This window comes from Actinomyces oris (assembly GCF_001553935.1).
Lineage (GTDB): Bacteria > Actinomycetota > Actinomycetes > Actinomycetales > Actinomycetaceae > Actinomyces > Actinomyces oris_A.
Map to the genome: position 1 here is coordinate 534,337 of NZ_CP014232.1, position 23,942 is coordinate 558,278.

Below are 23,942 nucleotides of genomic sequence, written 5' to 3' on the forward strand. Positions count from 1 at the left end.
GACACACACGCTCACGCCTGTACTTGCCCGCCCCCGCGGAAGCGGGAAGGATCACCCTTGATGCCCGCCCGCGGAGGCACCGCGATGCACCACCGTCACGGCGCCCGTGGCCGCGAGCAAGACGCACCCTCATGCACAAGGAGTCCTCAGTTATGAGCGCTGAGCCGCTGCTCACCGACCTTGACCGTCAGACCATCGCGGTGTCCAAGGCCCTGGCCGCCGACGCCGTGGAGAAGGCGGGGTCGGGCCACCCCGGTACGCCGATCTCCCTGGCCGGGGTGGCGTGGCTGCTCTACCAGCGTGAGATGGTCCACGACCCGGCGGATCCGGGGTGGCTGGGACGGGACCGGTTCGTCCTGTCCATCGGGCATGCCTCGCTGGTGCAGTACATCCAGCTGTTCCTGGCCGGATACGACATCGACCTGGAGGGCTTCACGGCCTTCCGCTCTCCGGCCGGCCTGCCGGGCCACCCCGAGTTCGGTGAGGTTCCCGGGGTGGAGACCACCACGGGCCCGCTGGGGGCGGGCTTCGCCAACGCGGTGGGCCTGGCCATGGCGGCACGCCGCGAGCACGGACTGCTCGACGCCGGCACCCCGCTGGGCGAGTCGGTCTTCGACCACTTCGTCTACACGGTCCTGGGCGACGGCTGCATGCAGGAGGGCGTGTCCTCGGAGGCCGCCTCCCTGGCCGGCACTCAGCAGCTGGGCAACCTCATCGCCATCTACGACGACAACGACATCTCCATCGAGGGCAACACGGACATCGCCTTCACCGAGGACGTCTCGGCCCGCTTCGAGGCCTACGGCTGGCAGGTGCTCGACGTCGACTGGCGCACCGGCCCCGACGGCTACGCGGAGAACCTCGAGGCGCTGCACGAGGCCATCGTCGCGGCCCGCGCCGAGAGCGCGCGCCCGTCGCTGATTCGCCTGCACACCATCATCGCCTGGCCCTCCCCGACCAAGCAGGGCCAGGAGTCCTCCCACGGCTCCAAGCTCGGGGCCGAGGAGATCGCCGGGCTCAAGCGCGCCCTGGGCCTGGACCCCGAGCAGAGCTTCATCCTGCCCGAGGACGTCGTCTCCCACGCCCGCACGCAGGCCGCTGACAACGCCCGGGCCGCCCGAGCGGACTGGGACGAGCGCTTCGCGACCTGGCAGCGGGCCAACCCCGCCGGTGCCGCGCTGCTGGAGCGCCTTGAGGCCCACCGCCTGCCCGAGGGCCTTGAGGAGGCCCTGCCGACCTGGGAGGTGGGCGAGTCCCTGGCCACCCGTGCGGCGTCGGGCAAGGTGCTCTCCGCCCTGGCCGGCGTGGTGCCCGAGCTGTGGGGAGGGTCGGCGGACCTGGCCGGCTCGAACAACACGACCATGGCCGGGGAACCCTCCTTCCTTCCCGCCGCTCTGGCGCAGTCCGAGGGCGACGGGCCCTTCGGGCGCACCCTCCACTTCGGTGTGCGCGAGCACGCCATGGGCTCGATCCTCAACGGAATCGCCCTGGACGGGCTCACCCGCCCCTACGGGGGCACCTTCATGGTGTTCTCCGACTACATGCGCCCGGCCGTGCGCCTAGCGGCTCTCATGGGGATCGGCCCGGTCTTCGTGTGGTCCCACGACTCCATCGGGGTCGGTGAGGACGGGCCCACGCACCAGCCCGTCGAGCACCTGGCGGCGCTGCGCGCCATCCCCGGCCTGTCCGTGGTGCGCCCCGGGGACGCCAACGAGACCGCCGCGGCCTGGGCGGAGATCCTGCGCCGTCACGACGAGCCGGCCGGCATCGCCCTGTCGCGTCAGAACCTCACCGTGAGCGCCTCCGCCACGGCCGCCGCCGAGGGCGTGCGTCGCGGCGCCTACGTCCTGGCCGAGGCCGCCGACGCCGATGGGCAGCAGACGACACCCGAGGTCGTCCTGATCGCCACCGGCTCCGAGGTCGGCGTGGCCGTGGCCGCCCGGGACATCCTCCAGAAGGAGGGCACCCCCACTCGGGTGGTCTCCGCCCCCTGCCTGGAGTGGTTCGCCCAGCAGGACGCCGCCTACCGGGAGCAGGTGCTGCCGGCCGGCACCGCCAGGGTCGCCATCGAGGCGGGGATCGCCCTGGGCTGGCGCGAGATCGTCGGCGACGCCGGCGAGATCGTCTCCATCGACCACTACGGTTCCTCCGCCCCCGGCACTGCCCTGTTCGAGGAGTACGGCTTCACCGGGGACAACGTCGCCGAGCGGGCCCGCCGGGCGCTGGCCCGCACCCGCGGCTGAGGCCCGCCGCGTCCCCACCACCCCATCAACACAAGCACCGAGCCGGGCGTTCTTCGCTCAGTCCTACGGAACGACCGTAGGGCTGCGCCAAGAGCGCCCGGCTCAACGTGTGGGGGCGTGTGGGGAATAGATGTCGGTGGGGCCCGATACTCTCCGGTCATGCCCGCATCGAAGAGTCCCAAGGCCCCCAAGGTCTCCTACTGCTGCACGGAGTGCGGCTGGTCAAGCCCCAAGTGGATGGGCCAGTGCCGGGAGTGCCGCGAGTGGGGAACCCTGGAGGAGACTCAGGTCGCAGGCGCCCCGGGTGGGAGCGCCGGCGGGGCCCTGGGCGCTGCCGGCGCCGTGCGACCGACCGTGGCCGCCCGCCCCATCGGGGAGGTCAGCGCCACGGAGGCCAGGGCCCGCCCCACCGGGGTGGGTGAGCTGGACCGGGTCCTGGGCGGCGGGATCGTGCCGGGTGCCGTCGTGCTGCTGGCCGGTGAGCCCGGCGTCGGCAAGTCCACGCTCCTGCTCGACGTCGCCGCGAAGGCCGCCGCCGTGGCGCGCGAACGCGGGGACGGACCGGTCCTCTACGTCACCGGTGAGGAGTCGGCCTCGCAGGTGCGGCTGCGGGCCGAGCGCATCGACGCCCTGGATCCCGGGCTGCTCCTGGCCGCGGAGACCGAGCTGGGGGCCCTGCTGGGGCACGTGGAGGCGGCCAGTCCCTCCCTGCTGGTGGTGGACTCGGTTCAGACCATCGCCTCGGCTCAGGTCGAGGGCAGTGCCGGGGGCGTCACCCAGGTGCGGGCCGTGGCCGGTGCGCTCATCGCGGTAGCCAAGGAGCGCAATATCCCGGTGCTGCTCGTGGGGCACGTGACCAAGGACGGCGGGATCGCCGGGCCTCGGGTCCTGGAGCACCTGGTCGACGTCGTCACCCAGTTCGAGGGGGACCGTCACGCCCGCCTGCGGCTGCTGCGGGCCGTCAAGAACCGCTACGGCCCCACCGATGAGGTCGGCTGCTTCGACCTGGGTGAGCGGGGCATCGTAGGACTGGCGGACCCCTCGGGCCTGTTCCTGTCCGCCGCCCGCTCCGAGGTGCCGGGCACCTGCGCCACCGTGACCCTGGAGGGGCGCCGCCCCATGCCAGTGGAGATCCAGGCGCTGGTGGCCCCCACCAACGCCGGCTCCCCGCGGCGCACCACCTCCGGGGTGGACCACTCGCGCACGGCCATGGCGCTGGCCGTCCTCAGTGCCCGACTGCGGGTGGACACCTCCAGCGCGGACGTCTACGTCTCCACCGTGGGCGGGGCCCGCGCCGTCGAGCCGGCCACGGACCTGGCCATGGCCATCTCCGTGGTCTCGGCCGCGCGCAACCTGCCCACGCCCGCCGGCCTGGTGGCCTTCGGCGAGGTGGGGCTCACCGGCGAGGTGCGGGCCACCGTCGGCATTCAGCGGCGTCTGGCGGAGGCCTCCCGCCTCGGCTTCGACCGGGCGATCGTGCCACTGGCGGGCTCGGCCGAGCTGCGCGAGGTCACCGGGATGCAGGTCCTGCCGGTCGCGCACGTGGGTGAGGCCATGGGGGCGGCACTCCCGCGTGGCTGACAGGGCGACTTCGGACGGCACGGACAGCACCGAGGTAAGGAGCGAGCGCAGGTAGTGAGCAATCAACATGTCCGCCGTGGATCGGCCAGGCGCCGCCAACAGACCGACTGGTCCAGTGTGGGAAGGCCCTCTCCGAAGGTCGGCCCGCCTGCCGATACCATGGGGGCGTGAGCACCGGGGTATGCGCTCACCTGGGCGTTGTGAGACCCGAAGGTCCCAAGCGCGGTCCATGCCCCGGCAGGCACACGATGCGATCCCTTCCCCAGGACACCGCGAGATCAGGAGAGATGATGATCGAGGCCGCTGGCCAGCTGCGCGAGACGCTTGCGCTCGTCGCTCCCGGCACCGTCCTTCGCGACGGCCTGGAGCGGATCCTGCGCGGTCGTACCGGGGCGATCATCGTGCTGGGCTTCGACCCGGTGGTCGAGGCCATCTCCTCAGGCGGCTTCCACCTGGACGTTGAGCTCTCCGCCGCCCGCCTGCGTGAGCTGGCCAAGATGGACGGCGGCGTCGTCGTCGATATGGACACCGCCCGGATCCGGCGCGCCAACGTCCAGCTGCTGCCCAATGCCTCGATCCAGACCTCGGAGACGGGCATGCGTCACCGCACCGCCGAGCGCGTAGCTCGCCAGACCGGGTACCCGGTCATCTCCGTGAGCCAGTCGATGCGGATCATCTCCCTGTACGTCGACGGCAAGCGCCACGTCCTGGAGCCCAGCGAGTCGATCCTGGCCAGCGCCAACCAGGCCCTGTCCGCCCTGGAGCGCTACAAGGCCCGCCTCGACCAGACCTCCGCCGGCCTGGACTCCCTGGAGATCGAGGACCTCGTCACCGTCCGTGACGTCACCTCGGTCCTCCAGCTCATGGAGATGGTCCGCCGCATCTCCGCCGACATCGACTCCTACGTCCTGGAGCTCGGCACCGACGGGCGCCTCCTGGCCCTCCAGGTCGAGGAGCTCACCCGGGGCCTGCTCGCCGAGCACGGCTTCCTCCTGGAGGACTACCTGCCCGAGGGCCTGGACACGGCCACCGTCGATGCGCGCCTGAAGTGGGTGGGTTCCCCCGCCCTCCTGGACCTGGCGATGGTGGCGCGATCCATGGGACTGGGCGGCATTGACGGACAGGACCTGGACGCTCAGGTCTCCCCGCGCGGCCTGCGGATCCTTTCCAAGATCCCACGCCTGCCCGTGGTGACGGCGCGCGCCGTCGTCGAGCAGTGGGGGTCCCTGCAGGGGGTCCTCGGCGCCACCATCGAGGAGCTCGAGGCCGTCGAGGGTGTGGGCGCCCAGCGGGCCCGGACCCTGCGCGACGGGCTGTCGCGGCTGGCGGAGATCTCCGTCGTCGAGCGCTACTCCTGAACTCGGCGGTCGCCGGGCCTTTCCGCCGGCCACTCCAGCGCCCGCCTGCAGAAGGCCCTCAGCCGACGACGAAGACCCGGTCCTCCGACAGGTCCTTATCCCCCATGACGAAGCGGAAGCGGTAGGTCCCCGCGCCCGCAGCGCTGCCGGGGGCGGTCTGCGCCTGACCCGCTGAGGGGCTCGCAGAGGAGGATGCGGTAGCGCTCGGAGTCGGGGAGGCCGATGCACCGGCCGGAGAGGCCGGTGCGGCGTTCGCTGCTGCGCAGTCGGAGGTGGCCGCGTTGCCGTTCCAGGTCACGGTGACCTCGGCGCCCTTGCCCGCCGGCAGGAGAAGGGCCTTCTCAGTCTGGCCCACGGGGCAGGTGACAGAGTCCCACACCTGCTGGGAGCCCGAGGTGACCCGCACCCCCAGGGCCTGGCTGCCGACGTCGATCAGGCAGGGCGCCTGGCCACTGTTGACCAGGGAGATGGAGAAGGTCGCCCCGGCGCCGACACTGACGGACTCGGGCCCCTGCACCGTGCTCGACAGGGCCGCGGGATCACACTTTCCCGGCGTGGGGTAGACGGTGTGCACCTGGGCGGCGGCGCGCTCCTCGTCCTGGCTGCGGATGGTGTTGCGGACCCAGAGGTAGCCGACAACGATGGCCACGACGAACAGCAGGAGGACCAGCAGCACTCCGCCCAGCACCAGGGCACGGCGCAGACCGTAGCGGGGCTGAGGCGGGACCGGCCTGCGCAGGCGCCCACTGCGAGGCTGGTCCGGGCCCTGCGGGATCGAGTCGGGGGCTCCGGTCAGCCGCCCGCCGCCGATATGGGTCCATTGGAGGCCCGCGCCCCAGCTGTGTCGACGACGATCGGAGCGAGCGGCCTGAGTCGAGCTCGTCCGGGAGGAGCGAGCGGTTCCCGGAGCGGCCTGCCGTGAGCGAGGCGTCGAGGTCCCTTGGCCGCCCTGGGGGGACCGGCGGTTCTTGCCGCCCCGGGCCGGCGTGCCCGAGTGCCCGCCGGCGGGCCGGCCCGTCTGTCCCGAGTGCAGGGGGCGTCCGGTCGACTTCGTGCCCGAGGCGCGGCCGCCGCGTCCCTTGGCCTGGGAGGATCGGGGCACTCCACTGGAGCGGGCTGAGGAGGACTGCCCAGCGCCCGTCCGCGGGCCGCCACCGGAAGCGCCCTGCCGATGGGGCCGGGACTGGGAGCCCGAGGCGGAGCGCCCCGACGAGGAGCCTGCGCCGCGACGGGCCGAGCCTCGTCGTCCTGCGCTTTCCCCATGGTTGCGTCCACGTCCTTTGGCCATGGTCACGACTTTACCGGCGTCACAAGCCCAGGCCCGTGAGCGCCCCGCCCCGGCGATGCGCCAGAGCGTGAGACCTTCGTCGTTGTCCGCACGGGGCGGCCCGTGCGACCTGGCGCCGGAACGGTTCAGAGGGCCGGTGACCCACCGCCCTGTGCGAGCCCCTCGACTGCGTCCCCGGCCGGCCGCCGGGGCGGATCACGCGGCGGTGGGCGGTTAGGGAAGCCGGTAGGTGACGCCGTCGTCGTCGGTGGCGATGAGCCCGTCGGCCAGGAGCGTGGCCAGGGCGCGCACCGGCTGCTCGGGGTCGCGAGCTCCGCCGGAGGCTCGCGTGCCGGCCCTGGCGGCGCAGGCCCTGAGCTCAGCGGCCTCGACGCGCTGCCCGTCGGGGGCCGCGCGCAGGCGGGCCATGACCAGCCCACGGGCCTGGCGGTCAGTGCCGTGCCAGGCCTGGGTGCGGCGTCGGCCCGCGTGGAGGTCCGCGGGGCGGCCGGCCGCCAGCCAGGCGCAGCCGGTCTGCCACGGGCAGGCCCCGCAGTCCGGCTCGCGGGCGGTGCACACCAGGGCGCCGAGCTCCATGACGGCCACCGACCAGTGGGCGGCAGTGGAGTCGTCGTCGGGCAGCAGGTCCAGTGCCCGCTCGCGCTCGGCCCGGTTGAGGCTGGGGGCGGGAAGGGCCTGACCGGCGACGGCGCGGGCCAGGACCCGTCTGACATTCGTGTCCAGTACGAGGGCGCGCCGACCGTGGGCGAAGGCCAGGACCGCGCCGGCCGTGTACTCCCCCACCCCGGGCAGGGCCAGGAGGGCGTCCAGGTCGTCGGGCAGGACGCCGCCGTGCTGCTCGACGACGCTGCGGGCGCACTCGATGAGACGCAGGGCCCGGCGCGGGTAGCCCAGGCGCCCCCAAACCCGCAGCACCGCAGCGGTGGGGGCCTGGGCGAGCTCGGCGGGGCCGGGCCAGCGCCGCATCCACTCCTGCCAGGCGGGGACGACACGGGCCACCGGGGTCTGCTGGCTCATGACCTCCGAGACGAGGACCTCCCACGGCGTGGTACCGGGCCTGCGCCACGGCAGGTCGCGGGCATGGGCGTCGTACCAGGTCATGACGTCCTGCGCCGAGGGCTCACCCGGATCGGCCGGCCATGGCGCCGGCGTGGCCGAGGTCGCAGCGGTGAGCGTGTCGTCAGGGGTGGGGCGGTCGGGCACGAGGGACACCGTAGCGGCAACGGCTTAGGCGAGGCCGGATGCCTTCGTCACCAGCCGGCTGAGAGTCGTCGCACTCCTCGCGATCGTAGGGTAGGCACCCGGTTCGTACCCTTTACCCTACTGTGTTGTCTCATGACTTCTGAGAGTTTCGGATGTCATGACATCTGAGACACTGGTGGGGCGGGTTGCCTGGGGTTATGGGTAACTCGATTTCGCCGTCTCGGCGTGAGCAGGTCATAGGTTTTGACTCCAGGACCAGTGGGATGAGCGTGGAGGAGTTCTGCGCTCAGGTGGGTATCTCGCGGGCCTCGTTCTACCGGATACGCCGACGCGCTGAGCACGAGGGCCTGGCTGCCGCGCTGACGGCGCGTTCACGGGCCCCGCGCCACCCGGCGCGGGTGTGGGACCAGGGCACTGATGAGCGCATCGCCCAGGTTCGCGCCGACCTGCTCGCCGCCGGCCGGGAGGCGGGTCCGGCCTCGGTGTGGTGGGTGATGAGCCAGGGCGCCAGCGTTCCGGCTCCCTCGCGCGCGACGATCGCCCGCAGCCTACGCAGAGCCGGCCTGGTGGTCCCCGCCCCGCGCAAGCGGCCCAGGACGTCGTACAAGCGCTTCACCCGCAGCGCGGCCAACGAGCTGTGGCAGATCGACGGCTTCCAATGGCACCTGGAGGACCGTCTGGTGACCGTCTACCAGGTCGTTGACGACTGCTCGCGGGTCATCACCGCCCTGAGGGCCTGCTGGGGCGGTGAGAGCGTGGCAGGCGCCCGCATGGTCCTTGAGGAGGCCTTCGCCACCTGGGGGCGTCCGGCGGCGATCCTGTCGGACAACGCGCTGGCGTTCAACACCAGCCGTATCACTGGCCCGGGAGCCACCGAGAAGTGGCTGGCATCCCTGGGGGTGCGTCCCATCAGCGGGCGGGTGGGCCACCCTCAGACCCAGGGCAAGGTCGAGCGCTCCCACCAGCCGGCAGCCGCCTGGCTGCGCGCCCACCCGGCCAGCACCCTTGAGGAGCTCAACGCCGAGCTGGACCGCTTCACCAGCTACTACAACACCGAGCGCCAGCACCAGGGCCACGGCGTCGCACTGACCCCGCTGAGGGTATGGGCTCAGACCCCCAGGGCGCTGGCCAGCCCAGCCCCCATCGACCTGGAGCGCCTACCAGCCGGTGGCGGCCCCATCAGCCTGCCCGACCCCGCCGATCCCGACCAGGCCGTGGACCGCGCCCGACGCACCGTGATGTCCAACGGGTGCGTGTCCTACAAGGACCGTGCACTGTCACTGGGCCAGACCATGCGCGGCGTCGAGGTCACCCTGATCGAGTACACCACGCGCCTGGACCTCTACGACCCCGACGGGCGCCGCTTCGTGTCCCTGCCCTGGCCCCAACCCACCCAGAGGCAGCAAGGCAACCGCTCCACCATCGACACCAAGAAACCGCCCTACAGACTCATCCCGCTCCCACCCCGACGCCCCCGAACGTCTCACAGGTCATAACCCCCACCGGTGTCTCAGAAGTCATGACACCCAAACGTCTCAGAAGTCATGACCCCCAAATGTCTCAGAAGTGAGGAGACAGCACATACCCTTTACCCTACGAAGCCGAGGCTGAACCTACGATCGCGCAGGCGTACCCGTCTCCCGGGTATAACCGCGAGCCACTGCCCAATCCCAGATCCGATCCAGCTCCGCCGAGCTTCTGCGCTCCGTGCCGGACCTGGACAATCCTCGGCGCGACATTCCTGCAAGCCAGACGGCCTCTCCCTCGGAGTCGAGGACGTAGGTCCGAGCGGCCAGACTCATGCCGGGGAACTCATCCGGGGTCAGGTTCCCATCACTCAGGAACACCAGAATCACGATGAAGAGCCCGGCGAAGGCCATGATGAGGAGTCCCAGGACCGGGTTCTTAGCCGGCCGCTGGACGACCAGCCCGCGGCGGGAGCGGGGCCACGGGGCATCATGCGCGCTCCACAGGCCCCGCACATGAATCCCATCCGCATCGAACTGCGTCCTCCTCGAGGCCGCCACCGCGACAGGGAGGAGGAGCAACAGCCCGATTATCAGCGCCGTGAAGAAAGCGCCACCCCATTCCCCCACGAAGAGTCGCGCGATGTTCAGCAGGTACAACCCTGGAATACCGCAGAAAATGAACACGATCCAGCCAGAGCCGGTGAACGCGGTTCGGCGCACCAGCTTCTCCTTGACCGGCGAGATCGGCGGCACCCGATGACGCCGTCCCGGATTCGACTGGGTGGGCCAACCATGGGAATCGTTAACCGGCGGCTGTCTCACGAGTATTTTCCTCGAGGGGTTCTTCGGAATGATGGGGTTCTGACGACGCTTTGTCAGCCTATCGCTCCGGCTCTGCACCGGCCTTTGGCAGAACTCCCCATCTCCCTGAACAGAGCCCTTGACGGCTACCTTCCACCGATGAGGCGGCGCAGCACGCGTACCCGTGGACTCCAGGACGCGGGCCGGGCCACCGAACCGGTCGCCTCCCGCTCGGCGTTGTCGAGGAGGTCCTCGACGACGGCGTCATGCAGGGGCTCGACGACGGCCGAGAACATGAGTCGCATGGCGCCGCGGGTACGGCCGATGAGGACGTGGCGGATGCGGGTGCGCTCACCGTCCAGGGCATCAAGGCTCAGCTCGTGGGCACCGATGATCCCTGTTCGCGGACGGAAGGTGAACCGCACTCGCCGGCCAGGCTCGTACTCGCTGACGTAGTAGCGGATGACGCCGTGCCCACCGTCGGCTCCCACCGCCAGGGGCCGGTCCAGGACCATCGGTGGCCAGGACCGCGAGGGCCAGAGGCGGTCGTCCTTCTGTCCCAGCCCGTCAAGCAGGGCGCCCAGGGCCTCGATAGAGGCATTGATGACGCGTTCGTGAACGTTGCGGATCATGGGTGCTCCTCCACGTTTGTCGCACGGCTGTCACACAGCCGCCGGTCGTTTGTCCGACAGGATCGCGCCCGACCATGAGGTCGCACAGGACTACGGCGCGCCGCAGCGAACCACACCCGGCCCATCCAGGGCGGTCAGCTCACAGGTGCAGGAGCATGCGGGCGTTGCCCAGAGTGTTGGGCTTGACGCGGGCCAGGTCGAGGAACTCAGCCAGACCGTCGTCGTGGGAGCGCAGCATCTCGGAGAAGACGTCCGCACCCACCGGGGTGCCCTCGATCGGCTCGAAACCGTGGGCACCGAAGAAGGGCTCCTCGAAGGTCATGCAGAACACCCGCTTGAGCCCCATCTCCCGGGCCTGCGCGATGAGCTCGCGCAGGATGGCTGAACCGAGCCCGGTCCCCACGGCGTCGGGGTGAACGGCCAGGGTGCGTACCTCGGCGATGTCGTCCCACATGACGTGCAGAGCCCCGCAGCCCACGATCCTGGGCGCCGCCGACACCTCTCCGCCGTCTGCTCCACCGGGCCCGGCGACGCCGGGGATCTCCTCGGCGACGATGAACTCCTGGATGTCCTCGAAGTAGGAGATGAGGTCCTTGGCGATGAGAACGCGACGCTCGGCATAGGGCCGCACCAGCTCGGCGATGGCACGCACGTCCGCCGGGCGAGCCGGCCGCAGGACGCGTCGGGAGCCGTCGACCCCGTAGACCTCAGCCCGGCAAGCTGCCCGACCGGTGGGCAGGTGTTCATCTGTCCTGACAGCAGTGCTGTTCATAGTCGTCCGCATTCAGTAAGACTCAGTTCTGGTCGTGGGCCCCGCGAGCCGGTGCTCCACCGGCGACGTCGGAGCCGTGAGCAGACCGCAGCGCGATCCGGGCCCACATCCTGCCACGTTCGAGACTCATCGAGAACCGCCTCCCTTCTGGCCGCGGGCCTCGGCGAGATCCAGGACGGCGCGGGCAGTGGCGTCGTCGACGACGAGATCGGTGGCGGTCCGGGCGCGCAGCGCGGCCAGCAGGGCGCGGGCCTTGCCGGTTCCCGCGGCCACGCACAGGCGGCGCGGAATCCGGGCGAGCTGGGCGGGGGTCGGGCCGGTGGCCCGGGCGTTGAGGGTGACGTCACGCCAGGAGCCGTCGGCGCGCAGCAGGACGGTGCAGACGTCCCCCACCACGTTCTGGCGGCGCAGCACGGCCTGGTCCCGGGCCGTGAGGTGGCCGCCCTCGTAGACCTGGGAGGGCAGGGCCCCGTTGAGGGCATCGAGGGCGCCGACGCCGAAGACGGCCAGGCTCGCGCGCCGCACCACCGACAGGACTCGCTTGACCGAGCGCTCCGACCACATGGCCTCGCGCGTGGCCACATGGTCGAAGAAGGCAGGCACCGGGAAGGAGATCGTGCGCGCCCCCAGCGACAAGCGCATCCGGGAGAGCACCTCGCCAGCACTGGGCCCCTCACGCACAGGATCCGAGGCACCGTTGAGCTGGACGACGGTCAGTCCCGGAACGGACCTCGAGGGCAGGGCGGCGCTGACCTCCGACATGGTGGTGCCCCAGGCGACACCGACGACGACGCTTCCCGCGTCAGCGTCCCGACCCGACCCGGCGGGCTCGTCACCCTCGGGACCACCGGACTCACGCGCACCGACACCTCGGCCCCGGCCCGGCTCGGCCAGGGCCTCGATGAGATCGACCATGTGCGCGGCGGCGACGGAGGCGACCTGCTGGAGGCGGTGGATCTCCGTGGTGCCCTCACGCACCGGGACGATATGCGTGCGGACCCCGAAGACCTGCGCCATCCGCCCCTCCAGGGAGCCGGCACCCCCGGGCTGGACGAGGCTGACCCGCACGACGCCCTCCTGGCGGGCACGTGCCAGGAGCCGCGAGACGGTCGAGCGCGACACCCCCAGGTGGTGGGCGATCACCTCCATCGTCTCGCCCTGGACGTAGTACATGGAGGCCGCCTCGTAGGCGCGCAGGAGACCGCCGGGGTCGGCGGCACTGGCCGCACTCCCGGCTGCGTCAGCAACGGTTCTGCCAGTCACGTCATCCTCCTTGCTCCATCCGGCTCCGCCCGCCGACGACGGGGCGGCTCCACACGGCGGTTGCCCGCCGCGGGAGGGAACGATCCTCCCGCCTGCGACATCGGATGTCCTGTTCAGGAGAGCCGTCCACACAGTTGTGCGGACATTCTTGTGGAAACGTCGAAAACTGCCTGCACATTCGTGCACGCCCCTTGCGCATTCTCCCACACGCAACGGACAGTGGTGCCTGCCACCACACCAGGGCCGTGCGAGCGCGAGGGAACGCGGCGGGCCCCGGCACCGGAAGCCGGGCCCCGATCTGCCTCCCATCCGGCACCCCGGTCAACGCCGACCGGCCCAGCACAGACCCATCAGTTTCGATCTCACGACACGTAGGAGCCCAGGAGCCATGACCTCCACCCGCAAGCCCTCGTCCAAGAAGACCCCCCGCAGCTCCGGCCCGGCTGGCCCCTCCTACCCCGCCCCCATCCAGGACACCGCGCTCAACGCCGCCCAGCGCGAGCGCGCCCTGGAGGAGATGGCCTCCGCCGAGGGCCTGGACGTGCTGGTCGTCGGCGGAGGCGTCACCGGGGCCGGCATCGCCCTGGACGCCGCGGCCCGCGGCCTGCGCACCGGCATCGTGGAGATGGGCGACTGGGCCTCGGGCACCTCCTCATGGTCCTCCAAACTCGTCCACGGCGGCCTGCGCTACCTCTACCAGCTCAACTTCGCCCTCGTGCACGAGGCCCTCACCGAGCGCGGCCGCCTGCTGAGCACCACCGCGCCGCACCTGGTCAAGGCCCAGCCCTTCCTGTGGCCGCTCAAGCACCACTACGAGCGCTCCTACTCCGCGGTCGGCGTGGGCATGTACGACGCCCTGGCCCTGGCCGGCTCCCGCGGCCGCAAGACCGTGCCGATCCAGCGCCACCTGGGCCGCAAGGGCACCTCCGCCCTGGCCCCCTCCCTGGACACCAGCGGCCTGGCCGGCGCCATCCGCTTCTTCGACGCCCGGGTCGACGACGCCCGCCTGGTCATCGACCTGGTGCGCACCGCCGTCGGCCTGGGGGCGCTGGCCGCCAACCGCACGAAGGTCACCGGCTTCCTCACCGACGAGCGCGGCCACGTCCACGGCGCCCGCGTCACCGACCTGGCCACCGGCACCGACCACGAGATCCGGGCCAAGCGCACCATCAACGCCGCCGGCGTGTGGACCGAGGACGTCCAGGACCTGGCCACCGACGCCGGAGGCCTGAAGGTCCTGGCCTCCAAGGGCATCCACATCGTGGTCCCCAAGGAGGCCATCGACGCCGAGACCGGGGTCTTCCTGCGCACCGAGAAGTCCGTCCTGTTCATCATCCCCTGGCCCGAGTACTGGGTCATCGGCACCACCGACACCCCCTGGGACCTGGACGTCTCCAAACCCGTGGCCACCGCCGCCGACGTCGACTACATCCTCGAGCACGCCAACTCCGTGCTGTCGCGGCCCATCACTCGCGCCGACATCATCGGCGTCTACGCGGGCCTGCGCCCCCTGCTCCAGCCCAAGCTCAAGCCGGGTGCCGAGGCCGCCTCCACGAAGGTCTCCCGCGAGCACACGGTCACCCGGATCGCCCCGGGGCTGACCGCCATCGCCGGCGGCAAACTGACCACCTACCGGGTCATGGCCTCCGACGCCGTCGACCACGCCCTGGGAGAGGCCCTGTCCCACGCCCACCCCTGCGCCACGCAGGAGCTGCCCCTGGTGGGTGCGGCCGGCTACCACGCCCTGGCCAAGCGGGCCGGGCGGATCGCCGGCGAGCGCGGCTGGACCCTGGCGCGGGTCACCCACCTGCTGGACCGCTACGGCGATGAAACCCCGGCCCTGTTGGAGGCCATCGATGCCGCAGGCCCCGAGGAGCGCCTGGGCGAGCCGCTGGCGGAGGCCCCCACCTACCTGCGCGCCGAGGTCGCCTGGGCCGTCACCCACGAGGGCGCCGAGAGCCTCGACGACGTCCTGCTGCGCCGGGTGCGCCTGGACCTCTCGCGCCGTGACCGGGGCCTGGCTGCCGCCGACGAGATCCTGGCGATCATGGCGCCGCTGCTGAACTGGTCCGAGAAGGACGTCGCCGCCCAGAAGGAGGCCTACGCCCAGCGCGTGGCCCAGATCGCCGCGGCCGAGGCCGAGCTGACCGACGCCGCCGCGGTGGCGCACATCACCGAGCCGATCTAGTCTCCTGCTGGTCGAGCGGACCGCACCCGGTACCGCTCGGCCGGCGGGTTCCCCGTGGTGCCCGCAGATTCCGGCGGAGGCGGGCACCGCGACCACCCACCACCCACACCCCGGACCTCGCAGTCCCGAGTACACCCGCACACCGTCGTGCAGAAAGAGAGCCGCACATGTCTGCGACCCTGACCCAGATCTTCGCCTCGGAGGCTCTGGGGACGTTTCTCCTCATTCTTCTGGGCTGCGGCGTCGTCGCCGGTGTCGTGCTGCCCACCTCCAAGGCCAAGGACAGTGGCTGGATCGTCATCACCATGGCCTGGGGTCTGGCAGTCTTCGTGGGTGTCTACGCCGCCTACAAGACCGGCGCGCACCTCAACCCGGCGGTGACCATCGGCAAGGCGGTGGCCGGACAGAACCTCGTGGACATGAATCCCGATGTGCCCGGAACGGTGACCATTCCCGCCACACCGGTCAACATCCTCGTCTACTGCGCGGCCCAGATGGTGGGCGCCATGGCGGGCGCCGCCACCGTGTGGCTGTCCTACAAGAAGCAGTTCGACCAGGAGGCCGACGCCGCCTCCAAGCTCGCCGTCTTCGCCACCGGCCCGGCCGTGCGCTCCTACGGCTGGAACGTCGTGACCGAGGCGGTGGGCACCTTCGTCCTGCTGGCCTGGATCATCGCCTCGGGCAAGACCCCCTCGGGCCTGGGCCCACTGGCCGTGGCCATGGTCGTCGTCGTCATCGGCATGAGCCTGGGCGGCCCCACCGGCTACGCCATCAACCCGGCCCGTGACCTGGGCCCGCGCATCACCCACGCCCTCCTGCCGATCCCCGGCAAGGGAGGCTCGGACTGGGCCTACTCCTGGGTCCCGATCGTCGGCCCGCTCATCGGCGCCGTCGCCGCCGGGCTCATCGTCCCCCACTTCGCCGGGCTGTTCTGAGCCCACAGAACCCTTGACCGCATCCACATCATCGCTGCCCAGCGCAGCCCTCACCACCGCCCCCTCACAACGCAGTGAAAGGACATTCCTTTGAGCCCCAACAGCACTGAGAAGAAGTACGTCCTGGCCATCGACCAGGGTACGACCTCCTCACGCGCCATCCTGTTCAACCACGACGGCGAGATCGTGGCCGTCGACCAGAAGGAGCACGAGCAGATCTTCCCGCGCGCCGGCTGGGTCGAGCACGACGCGAACGAGATCTGGGACAACATCCGCTCCGTCGTCGGAGGGGTGCTGGTCAAGGCGCAGATCAACCGCCACGAGATCGCCTCGGTCGGCATCACCAACCAGCGCGAGAGCGCCGTCGTGTGGGACAAGAACACCGGCGAGCCCGTCTACAACGTCATCGTCTGGCAGGACACCCGCACCCAGAAAATCTGCGACCGCCTGGCCGGCGAGGACGGCCCGGACAAGTACAAGGACCGCGTGGGCCTGGGGCTGGCCACCTACTTCGCCGGCCCCAAGGTGGCCTGGATCCTGGAGAACGTGGCGGGCGCCCGCGAGCGCGCCGAGGCCGGTGACCTCCTCATGGGCACCATGGACACCTGGACGCTGTGGAACCTCACCGGCGGGGTCAACGGCGGTGTGCACGCCACCGACGTCACCAACGCCTCGCGCACGATGCTCATGAACATCGACACCCTGGACTGGAACCCGGAGATCTGCGCGGACATGGGCATCCCCGTCTCCATGCTCCCCGAGATCCGCCCCTCCTCGGGCGTCTTCGGCTACGGCCGAAAGAACGGCCTGCTGGTGGACACCCCCATCAGCGGCATCCTGGGCGACCAGCAGGCGGCCACCTTCGGGCAGGCCTGCTTCGAGAAGGGCCAGGCCAAGAACACCTACGGCACCGGCTGCTTCATGCTCATGAACACGGGCACCACCCCGGTGCGCAGTGAGAACGGGCTGCTGACCACCGTGTGCTACCAGATCGGTGACGAGCCGGCCGTCTACGCCTTGGAGGGGTCGATCGCCGTGGCCGGCTCGCTGGTGCAGTGGCTGCGCGACAACCTGGGCATCATCGCCGACTCCAAGGACATCGAGGCCCTGGCCTCCAGCGTCGAGGACAACGGAGGGGCCTACTTCGTGCCGGCCTTCTCCGGGCTGTTCGCCCCGCACTGGCGCCCTGACGCCCGCGGCGCCCTGGTGGGCCTGACCCGCTACGTCAACAAGGCGCACATCGCCCGGGCCGTGGAGGAGTCGACCGCCTTCCAGACCCGCGAGGTCCTCGAGGCCATGAACGCCGACTCAGGGCATGCCCTCACCGAGCTCAAGGTCGACGGCGGAATGACCCGCGACGAGCTGCTCATGCAGTTCCAGGCCGACCAGGTGGGTGTGCCCGTGGTGCGCCCGAAGGTCGCCGAGACCACGGCGCTGGGTGCCGCCTACGCCTCCGGTATCGCGGTGGGCTTCTGGTCGGGCACCCAGGACGTCATCGACAACTGGGCCGAGGACAAGCGCTGGGAGCCGACCATGGAGGAGGCCGAGCGCGAGCGGCTCTTCCGCAACTGGAACAAGGCCGTCCAGCGCACCCTGGACTGGGTCGACGAGGACGTCGTCGAGTAGGGCCGATGTCCGACAGTGCTCAGGCGGCGCTCGCCGGCGCCGCCTGAGCGCCCAGTCTCCCGGACGCCGCCGCCGGGCCCATCTCCCCACGGGCCCGGCGGCGGCGTCCTTGCGCGTCACTAGTCCTCTCATACACTGTCGAGGCCCGTGAATGATCGGTAGATTCCTGAGTGGCACTCCCCGGCCCGCCCCGGGGAGCCTTTCCCATACCCCTGCCAGGAGTCCCTGCATGACAGCCCGCCCACCCGCTGCCCACGTGTCCCCGCCCGCCTCGGCCCCGTCGGCCTCGACGCCGGCACTGCCCGTCGATGACTCCGACGAGCTCTCCAACACCGCCACCCCCTCAGGTGCCCGCACGGGCGAGGGGATCCTCGAGCGGATCGAGTGGGCCGACGTCGTGCGCATCGCGGTGGTGGGCCTGGCGGCACTGGGTGCCTGGATCGCGGGGGCGGCCGGCACGCCCGGCTGGGCGGTGGGCGCCGTCGGGGCGGTGGTGCTGGCGGTGGGCTGCTGGCCGCTCCTGGTCGAGGCAGCCGAAGACCTGCGCAAGCGCCGCATGAGTATGGAGCTGTCGATGCTCCTGGCCATCGTGGCGGCCGCCGCCATTGGCGAGTGGGTGACCGCCCTGGCCGTGACGGTCTTCGCGCTGTGCGCCGAGGTCCTCGAGGAGCTGTCGATGGATCGGGGGCGCGACGCCCTGACCGATCTCATGTCCTTCCTGCCGCAGACCGCGCGGGTGGTGGGGGCCCCGGAGACCACTGAGTCCGCCGAGTCGGCCGAGGCCGCCGAGGCCTCGCAGTCCTCCGGGGTCACTGAGGTCCCCCTGGACGAGGTCCGCCCGGGGCAGGTCATCGCCCTGAGTCCCGGGGGCCGGGTGCCGGTCGACGGCGTCGTGCGCACCGGTAGGGCCGACGTCGACCAGTCTCGGATCACCGGGGAGGCGCTGCCCGTGCAGGTCGGGCCGGGCGACCGGGTGCCGGCCGGCTCCATCACCCGTGGTGCCCTGGAGCTCGAGGTGGAGCGGGTCGGCGAGGAGTCCTCCTACGGGCGGATCGTGGCAGCGGTGCGCCACGCCCAGTCCTCGCGCGCACCGGTCCAGCGCCTGGCCGACCGGCTGGCGGCCCGCATCGTCTACCTGGCGCTGGCGGCGGCCCTCGTCACCTTCCTGGTGACCAGGGACGTGCGCGCCACGATCTCGGTCATCATCGTGGCCGGGGCCTGCGGGGTGGCCGCGGGCACTCCCCTGGCGGTTCTGGCGGCGATCGCCCGCGCCGCCCGTTGCGGGGCCTTCGTCAAGGACGGCACCCACCTGGAGCAGCTCTCCGCGGTGGACACGGTGGTGATGGACAAGACCGGGACCCTCACCGTCGGCGAGCCCCGGGTCGTGAGCGTCCGCCCCACCGAGGCCGCCGCCGGGGAGGACGAGGTGCTGGCCCTGGCGGCCGCGGCGGAGTGGAACTCCGAGCACCCCATCGGCCGGGCCATCTACGCCGAGGCCGCCGTGCGCGACCTGACGGTACCGATGCCCGGCGACGTCGCCTACTCTCCCGGGGCCGGCGTGAGCGCCCACGTCGAAGGACGCCAGATCACCGTGGGACGCTGCCGGGGGCAAGGGCACCAACCGGAGCGGGACGCCTCCGACTGCGACGACGAGGCCGCCCTGAGCACTGAGTCCGACCCGGAGGCGCCGTCGGCCACCTCGGTGGTGGAGGTGCGGGCCGACGGACAGCTCCTGGGCACCATCGCCCTGGCCGACCGGCTGCGTCAGGGGGCGGCCGCCGCTGTGCGGGACCTGGGTGACATGGGCCTGGAGGTCCTCATGCTCACCGGCGACTCGGCCGCCTCCGCGCGCCACGTGGCCGGCCTGCTCGGCCTGACCGAGGAGCAGGTGCGCGCCGACCTGCTGCCCACCGACAAGGAGGAGGTCATCGACTCGCTGCGCCGGGCGGGCAAGCAGGTGGCCATGGTGGGCGACGGCGTCAACGACGCCCCCGCCCTGGGCGCCGCCGACGTCGGCATCGCCATGGGCACCGGCACGGACGTGGCCCGCGAGGCCGGCGACGTCGTGCTCGTGGGCTCCGCCCCGGCCGACCTGGTCGAGACCGTGCGGGTGGCCCGCCGGGCCCGGCGCATCATCATGGTGAACTTCGTGGGCACGGTGGTGGTCGACGTCGTCGGCATGGTCGCTGCCGGGCTGGGGCTGCTGGGGCCGGTGGCCGCGGCCCTCGTGCACGTCGTCTCCGAATCGGCCTTCATCCTCAACTCGGCCCGGCTGGTGCCCCGGCGCCGCCGCAGGCGCTGAGCCGGCCGGCCACCGACACCCACCGACACAGGCCTCAGCACCCGCGCCGGCCGGTCCTCGCCTCGGGCCGCCCTACTCCACGAGGGCCGGGATCCACTGGCCAAGGGTCGTGCCTACTGCACGAAGGCCCCACCTGCCCGCAGTACACCCCACCCTCGTCCAGTAGCACCCCACCCTCGTGCATGACGTGCCGGCGAGACTGGGCGCCACTCGGGTGGCCGGGCCGCCTCGACCGCCGCGCCCTGCGTCCCCATTTTTAGCTGGAAGAATGCGCGAAGACGGCGCACGGCCCCCGCATATGGTGCACAAGTCACCGTCTCCATGGCATGATCGTTGGGCCTTAGTACCCAGGACGCAGCAGCGCGGCCACCAACCTAGCCCCGCTGACGACCTGGACGACCCATCAGTACTCACAGTGGAGTAGCCATGACGCCAGCCGTCCTGTCAGCCCTGCCGATGCATCCGGCACCGCTCGTCCCAGCCTTGGCGGGACTGCCCACCGCCTTCACGCCGTCGACCACTGCCGTGGGCGGCAACGTCTACCTCACCGCCGCGGTGGGTCTGCTGCCGCTGGTGGTGTTCTTCGTCCTCATGGGCGTGTTCAAGGTGGCCACCCACTGGTGCGCCATCATCTCCCTGGTGATCGCCGCCGTCACCGCGGTCACCCTGTTCCACATGCCGGTGGGCATGACGGTCATGAGCGCCACCCAGGGCATGGCGCTGGGATTCGTCCCGATCATCTACATCATCATCGCGGCCGTGTGGCTCTACAACCTCACTGACGTCTCGGGTCGCTCCAAGGACCTCAAGGCCGTGTTCAACGTGATCGGCAAGGGCGACATGCGCGCCCAGGCCCTCATCGTGGCCTTCTCCTTCTGCGGCCTGCTCGAGGGTCTGGCCGGCTTCGGCGCCCCGGTGGCCATCGCCGCCGCCATGGTGGCGACCCTGGGCCTGCCCAAGCTCAAGGCGGCCGTCGTCGTCATGGTCGGTAACGCCATCAACGTGGGCTTCGGCGCCATGGCCATCCCCACCACGACCGCCGGCAAGCTCGGCGGCCAGGAGCCGGTGACGGTTGCGACCGCCATGGGGCACCTGACCTGGGTGTTCTGCGCCTTCATCCCGCTCCTGCTGCTGTTCATCCTCGACGGCGCGCGCGGCGTCAAGCAGCTGTGGCCACTGGCGATCGTGGCGGGGCTGGCCACCGGAGTGGGTCACTTCTTCACCCCCTCGATCTCCTACGAGCTCACCGCCGTGCTGGCCTCCCTGCTGGGCCTGGCCGCCTCCTACGTCTTCCTACTGGTGTGGACCCCCACGACCCCTGAGGAGTACCGCTCCCAGGTAGCTGCCGAGGACGCCCCCGACCGCGAGCGCGTCATCCTGGCCCTGCTGCCCTACGTCCTGGTGGTGGTCATCATCGCCACGACCAAGCTGTGGACCCTGGGCATCAACCTCGACAAGGCATTCAAGGCCACCGACCTGAAGATCAAGTGGCCCGGCGTGTACGGCCAGCTCCTCAACGCCAAGGGCGAGGCCTCCACCGGCGCCATCTACAACCTTCAGACCCTGTCCAACCCGGGCACCTGGATCTTCCTGACCGCCATCATCGTCACCTTCATCTACGCGGCGCGCTCGGTGCCGGGCAAGTTCGAGATGAGCGTGGGCAAGGGCTTCGCCACACTGGCCAAGACCTGCTACACGCTGCGCATGGCGATCCTGACGATCGCCGCCGTCATGGCCCTGGCCTACGTCATGAACTTCTCCGGCCAGACCTCCGCCATCGGTGCGGCCCTGGCCGCCACGGGCGCCGCCTACGCCTTCCTCTCCCCGGCCCTGGGCTGGGTGGGGACCGCCGTGGCCGGCTCGGCGACGAGCGCGGGCGCCCTGTTCGCCAACCTGCAGGCCACCGCCGCCCAGGGAGCCGGGCTCGACCCGAAGATCCTGCTGGCCGCCAACACCATCGGTGGCGGTCTGGGCAAGATCGTCTCCCCGCAGAACCTGGCCATCGCCTCGACCGCGGTGGACGCCCCCGGTACGGACGCCGAGATCCTCAAGAAGGCGGCCCCCTACTCCATCGGGCTGCTGCTGGTGCTGGGCGCTCTCGTGTTCCTGGCCTCCCAGGTGGGGCTGGGCGTCTGAGGCCGCCAGAGCCTGACTCCTACGGACGGCGCCCCCGGGTCCTTCACGGTTCCGGGGGCGCCGTGCACGTACTGACGCCTCCGACGTCGGATCGGGGACGTACTTCTCAGCCGAGGACTGCGTTCTCCCACCGACGACTGCGCCCCGGCACACGCATTCTGGCCGCAAGCGCAGTCCTCGTCACGAAAGTACGTTCTCGACAGTGGCTGCGGTGGCCAAGGCGAGGCGATTCTGCTGGGATGGGAGCGAAGGAGGCCCCGTGATGACTCATGCTCCCCTGGCCGCTGGACGCCGGCACACCGTCCGGTGCCTCACCGACGGGAAGGTGGTCGCCGTCGGAGCGGATGACGCCGGAGAGTGCCGGGTCTCGCAGTGGCGAGGCGTCGTCTCCGTGGCGGCGGGCAGCGTCCACGTGGCCGCCAACACCGGCCGGTCCCACACGCTGGGCCTGCGCAGTGACGGTACGGTGCTGGCCTGCGGCTGGAACGCACAGGGGCAGTGCGACGTCCGGGACTGGCGGGACGTCGTCGCCATCGCCGCAGGATGGAGATTCAGCGCAGGACTGCGCATCGACGGGACGCTGATGACCACCGGCCGCGACGCCGAGGGGCAACGGCAGGTGGGCCACTGGCGCGAGCTCACGGGTATCAGCTGCGGCGACTGGCACACGGTGGCCGTTCGCTCTGACGGGAGCGTCTGCGCGGCCGGTAACAACACCGCCGGCCAGTGCGAGGTGCAGGACTGGCACCGAGTACACGCGGTCTCGGCAGGCTACCTCCATACCCTCGGCCTGCTGGGCAACGGCACTGTTCGCGCGGCCGGGCACCCGGAGTTTTGGTCGGGGGTCGAGAACTGGACCGGTATCACCGCTGTGGCGGCGGGCAGCTGCCACAGCGTCGGGCTCAGAGCCGATGGGACCGTCGTCGCAACGGGGATGTCGGAGGCCGGTCAGTGCGAGGTGAACCGGTGGCACGACATCGTGGCCATTGCGGCGGGCGCGGCCCACACCGTGGGCCTGCGCGCCGACGGCGGCGTCGTCGCCACCGGCTCCAACAGTCACGGCCAGCTCGAAGTCGGGGCCTGATCTCTCACCTAAGCTCGGCACGGTCCACGGGCGTCGCGGGCAGTTTTACGTGAGACACCGAGTCTCTTTACGGGTGTTCCTGATGAGTCTCGTCGTGATGTGGACAGGGCGGAGCGGCGCCAGTCATAATGGCAGGGAGCCACCCGGGTGCTAGCCGGGCGACTCCCCTAGCAAGCAGTCAGCCTCAGCTGAACCACTTGCTCAGGGCATTCACCAGGACACCGACGGCCCGGATCAGGCGAGCGATAGAGGTCAAAACTTCGCTCACCTTCCGGGCCGTTACCTTGCCCCGGCGGACTTTCGCGTTCCGGCCTTTCGGCTTGGACACGGCCCTCACCTCCTTCCCAGCTCCTCTCCTCCCCGGCCAGGACACTGCACGTGTTCCGGGGGAAGGAGCCGAAGGGAGACGCCCCAATCATGCCAACCGGCACTGACATCCTGAGCTCGGCGCTATCGCAGTTGCGGACCGCATAGCTGCACATTCCTCTGGGTCCCGTGCATCTCACGCAGTCGCCGACGGCGCCGTCGTGGGCTCCGCGGGTCTCACAGGCCTCACAGGATCCGGCTCGGCAACAAGCGCGGGGCTCTGTTCGCCAACCCGCAGGCCACCGCCGCCCAGGGGGCCGCCGGGCGTTTGAGGCCGCCAGAGCCTGACTCCTACGGACGGCGCCCCCGGGTCCTTCACGGTTCCGGGGGCGCCGTGCGTATACCCGCGCCTCCGACGTCGGATCGGGGACGTACTTCCCAGCCAAGGACTGCGTTCTCCCACCGACGACTGCGCCCCGGCACGCGCATTCTGGCGGCAAGCGCAGTCCTCGCCGCGAAAGTACGTCCTCGCAGCACAAGTGCGTTCTCGACGGCGTCGGCCACACTCCTACCGAGGCCTGCTCGAAGCCCATTGCAGATAAGGGCAGTAATGCATGACGCAATCTGCTTCTAGGACTTACCTCCCACACGCCGCGGCCATCCCCTGCTCACCCCACCCTCACCCCTCACAGATCGGCGCCACCTCAACGGAAAACCTGCCTCAGAGAGCGGAACCAACCGATCGGGAGAGCGTC

The 23,942-nt window shown here is 71.0% G+C and carries 16 protein-coding genes; 10 read left to right on the forward strand and 6 right to left on the reverse strand.

The window, feature by feature from the left end; genetic code table 11:
• Positions 1 to 152 precede the first annotated feature (152 nt).
• From tkt to disA, 3 genes are all read left to right on the forward strand, one after another.
• Positions 153 to 2,243: a transketolase gene (gene tkt, locus AXE84_RS02400; RefSeq protein ID WP_060956692.1), complete on the forward strand. Its 2,091-nt coding sequence runs from the start codon at positions 153 to 155 to the stop codon at positions 2,241 to 2,243.
• Positions 2,244 to 2,402: 159 nt separating this feature from the next.
• Positions 2,403 to 3,824 (forward strand): DNA repair protein RadA, encoded by a 1,422-nt coding sequence (gene radA / locus AXE84_RS02405; protein ID WP_060956693.1) that lies wholly within the window; start codon positions 2,403 to 2,405, stop codon positions 3,822 to 3,824.
• Between the two features lie 287 nt (positions 3,825 to 4,111).
• Positions 4,112 to 5,182: a DNA integrity scanning diadenylate cyclase DisA gene (disA, locus tag AXE84_RS02410; protein WP_009393164.1), complete on the forward strand. Its 1,071-nt coding sequence runs from the start codon at positions 4,112 to 4,114 to the stop codon at positions 5,180 to 5,182.
• A 58-nt stretch (positions 5,183 to 5,240) separates the two neighbouring features.
• Here disA and AXE84_RS13155 read toward each other — a convergent pair whose 3' ends face one another.
• Positions 5,241 to 6,470, reverse strand: coding sequence for a hypothetical protein (locus AXE84_RS13155; RefSeq protein ID WP_236750106.1), 1,230 nt, complete (start codon positions 6,468 to 6,470; stop codon positions 5,241 to 5,243).
• 213 nt (positions 6,471 to 6,683) lie between these two features.
• On the reverse strand, positions 6,684 to 7,673 hold the full coding sequence (locus AXE84_RS02420) for an A/G-specific adenine glycosylase (RefSeq protein ID WP_060958112.1): 990 nt from the start codon (positions 7,671 to 7,673) through the stop codon (positions 6,684 to 6,686).
• A 263-nt stretch (positions 7,674 to 7,936) separates the two neighbouring features.
• On the opposite strand from AXE84_RS02420, the gene AXE84_RS02425 reads away from it, so the two are divergent.
• Positions 7,937 to 9,169, forward strand: coding sequence for an integrase core domain-containing protein (locus AXE84_RS02425; protein ID WP_060956695.1), 1,233 nt, complete (start codon positions 7,937 to 7,939; stop codon positions 9,167 to 9,169).
• Between the two features lie 117 nt (positions 9,170 to 9,286).
• Here AXE84_RS02425 and AXE84_RS02430 read toward each other — a convergent pair whose 3' ends face one another.
• The 4 genes from AXE84_RS02430 to AXE84_RS02445 form a co-directional block, all read right to left on the reverse strand.
• Positions 9,287 to 9,964 (reverse strand): hypothetical protein, encoded by a 678-nt coding sequence (locus AXE84_RS02430; RefSeq protein WP_236750107.1) that lies wholly within the window; start codon positions 9,962 to 9,964, stop codon positions 9,287 to 9,289.
• Between the two features lie 125 nt (positions 9,965 to 10,089).
• On the reverse strand, positions 10,090 to 10,575 hold the full coding sequence (locus tag AXE84_RS02435; protein WP_060956697.1) for a hypothetical protein: 486 nt from the start codon (positions 10,573 to 10,575) through the stop codon (positions 10,090 to 10,092).
• Between the two features lie 139 nt (positions 10,576 to 10,714).
• The gene (locus AXE84_RS02440) at positions 10,715 to 11,347 is read right to left on the reverse strand and encodes an amino-acid N-acetyltransferase (RefSeq protein ID WP_060956698.1); all 633 of its coding nucleotides are present in this window, start codon (positions 11,345 to 11,347) and stop codon (positions 10,715 to 10,717) included.
• Positions 11,348 to 11,473: 126 nt separating this feature from the next.
• Positions 11,474 to 12,610 (reverse strand): sugar-binding transcriptional regulator, encoded by a 1,137-nt coding sequence (locus tag AXE84_RS02445; protein ID WP_060956699.1) that lies wholly within the window; start codon positions 12,608 to 12,610, stop codon positions 11,474 to 11,476.
• Positions 12,611 to 12,998: 388 nt separating this feature from the next.
• Here AXE84_RS02445 and AXE84_RS02450 point away from each other — a divergent pair, with 388 nt between their 5' ends.
• From AXE84_RS02450 to AXE84_RS02475, 6 genes are all read left to right on the forward strand, one after another.
• Positions 12,999 to 14,798: a glycerol-3-phosphate dehydrogenase/oxidase gene (locus AXE84_RS02450; RefSeq protein WP_060956700.1), complete on the forward strand. Its 1,800-nt coding sequence runs from the start codon at positions 12,999 to 13,001 to the stop codon at positions 14,796 to 14,798.
• Between the two features lie 167 nt (positions 14,799 to 14,965).
• On the forward strand, positions 14,966 to 15,733 hold the full coding sequence (locus tag AXE84_RS02455) for an MIP/aquaporin family protein (RefSeq protein ID WP_010614479.1): 768 nt from the start codon (positions 14,966 to 14,968) through the stop codon (positions 15,731 to 15,733).
• A 90-nt stretch (positions 15,734 to 15,823) separates the two neighbouring features.
• Complete coding sequence (glpK, locus tag AXE84_RS02460; protein WP_060956701.1) at positions 15,824 to 17,359, forward strand: glycerol kinase GlpK; 1,536 nt, start codon at positions 15,824 to 15,826, stop codon at positions 17,357 to 17,359.
• Positions 17,360 to 17,588: 229 nt separating this feature from the next.
• Complete coding sequence (locus tag AXE84_RS02465) at positions 17,589 to 19,661, forward strand: heavy metal translocating P-type ATPase (RefSeq protein WP_081093027.1); 2,073 nt, start codon at positions 17,589 to 17,591, stop codon at positions 19,659 to 19,661.
• 426 nt (positions 19,662 to 20,087) lie between these two features.
• Positions 20,088 to 21,797, forward strand: coding sequence for an L-lactate permease (locus AXE84_RS02470; protein ID WP_060956702.1), 1,710 nt, complete (start codon positions 20,088 to 20,090; stop codon positions 21,795 to 21,797).
• 262 nt (positions 21,798 to 22,059) lie between these two features.
• Complete coding sequence (locus AXE84_RS02475; RefSeq protein WP_060956703.1) at positions 22,060 to 22,881, forward strand: RCC1 domain-containing protein; 822 nt, start codon at positions 22,060 to 22,062, stop codon at positions 22,879 to 22,881.
• The last annotated feature ends 1,061 nt before the right edge of the window (positions 22,882 to 23,942 follow it).

Excerpts from the sequence above, each read along its gene's own strand:
- AXE84_RS02435 (WP_060956697.1), bottom strand. The coding sequence starts at position 10,575 with ATGATCCGCAACGTTCACGAACGCGTCATCAATGCCTCTATCGAGGCC.
- AXE84_RS02455 (WP_010614479.1), top strand. The coding sequence starts at position 14,966 with ATGTCTGCGACCCTGACCCAGATCTTCGCCTCGGAGGCTCTGGGGACG.
- AXE84_RS02425 (WP_060956695.1), top strand. The coding sequence starts at position 7,937 with ATGAGCGTGGAGGAGTTCTGCGCTCAGGTGGGTATCTCGCGGGCCTCG.
- AXE84_RS13155 (WP_236750106.1), bottom strand. The coding sequence starts at position 6,470 with ATGGCCAAAGGACGTGGACGCAACCATGGGGAAAGCGCAGGACGACGA.
- AXE84_RS02450 (WP_060956700.1), top strand. The coding sequence starts at position 12,999 with ATGACCTCCACCCGCAAGCCCTCGTCCAAGAAGACCCCCCGCAGCTCC.
- AXE84_RS02440 (WP_060956698.1), bottom strand. The coding sequence starts at position 11,347 with ATGAACAGCACTGCTGTCAGGACAGATGAACACCTGCCCACCGGTCGG.
- disA (WP_009393164.1), top strand. The coding sequence starts at position 4,112 with ATGATGATCGAGGCCGCTGGCCAGCTGCGCGAGACGCTTGCGCTCGTC.
- AXE84_RS02465 (WP_081093027.1), top strand. The coding sequence starts at position 17,589 with ATGACAGCCCGCCCACCCGCTGCCCACGTGTCCCCGCCCGCCTCGGCC.
- AXE84_RS02470 (WP_060956702.1), top strand. The coding sequence starts at position 20,088 with ATGACGCCAGCCGTCCTGTCAGCCCTGCCGATGCATCCGGCACCGCTC.
- radA (WP_060956693.1), top strand. The coding sequence starts at position 2,403 with ATGCCCGCATCGAAGAGTCCCAAGGCCCCCAAGGTCTCCTACTGCTGC.
- AXE84_RS02475 (WP_060956703.1), top strand. The coding sequence starts at position 22,060 with ATGACTCATGCTCCCCTGGCCGCTGGACGCCGGCACACCGTCCGGTGC.
- tkt (WP_060956692.1), top strand. The coding sequence starts at position 153 with ATGAGCGCTGAGCCGCTGCTCACCGACCTTGACCGTCAGACCATCGCG.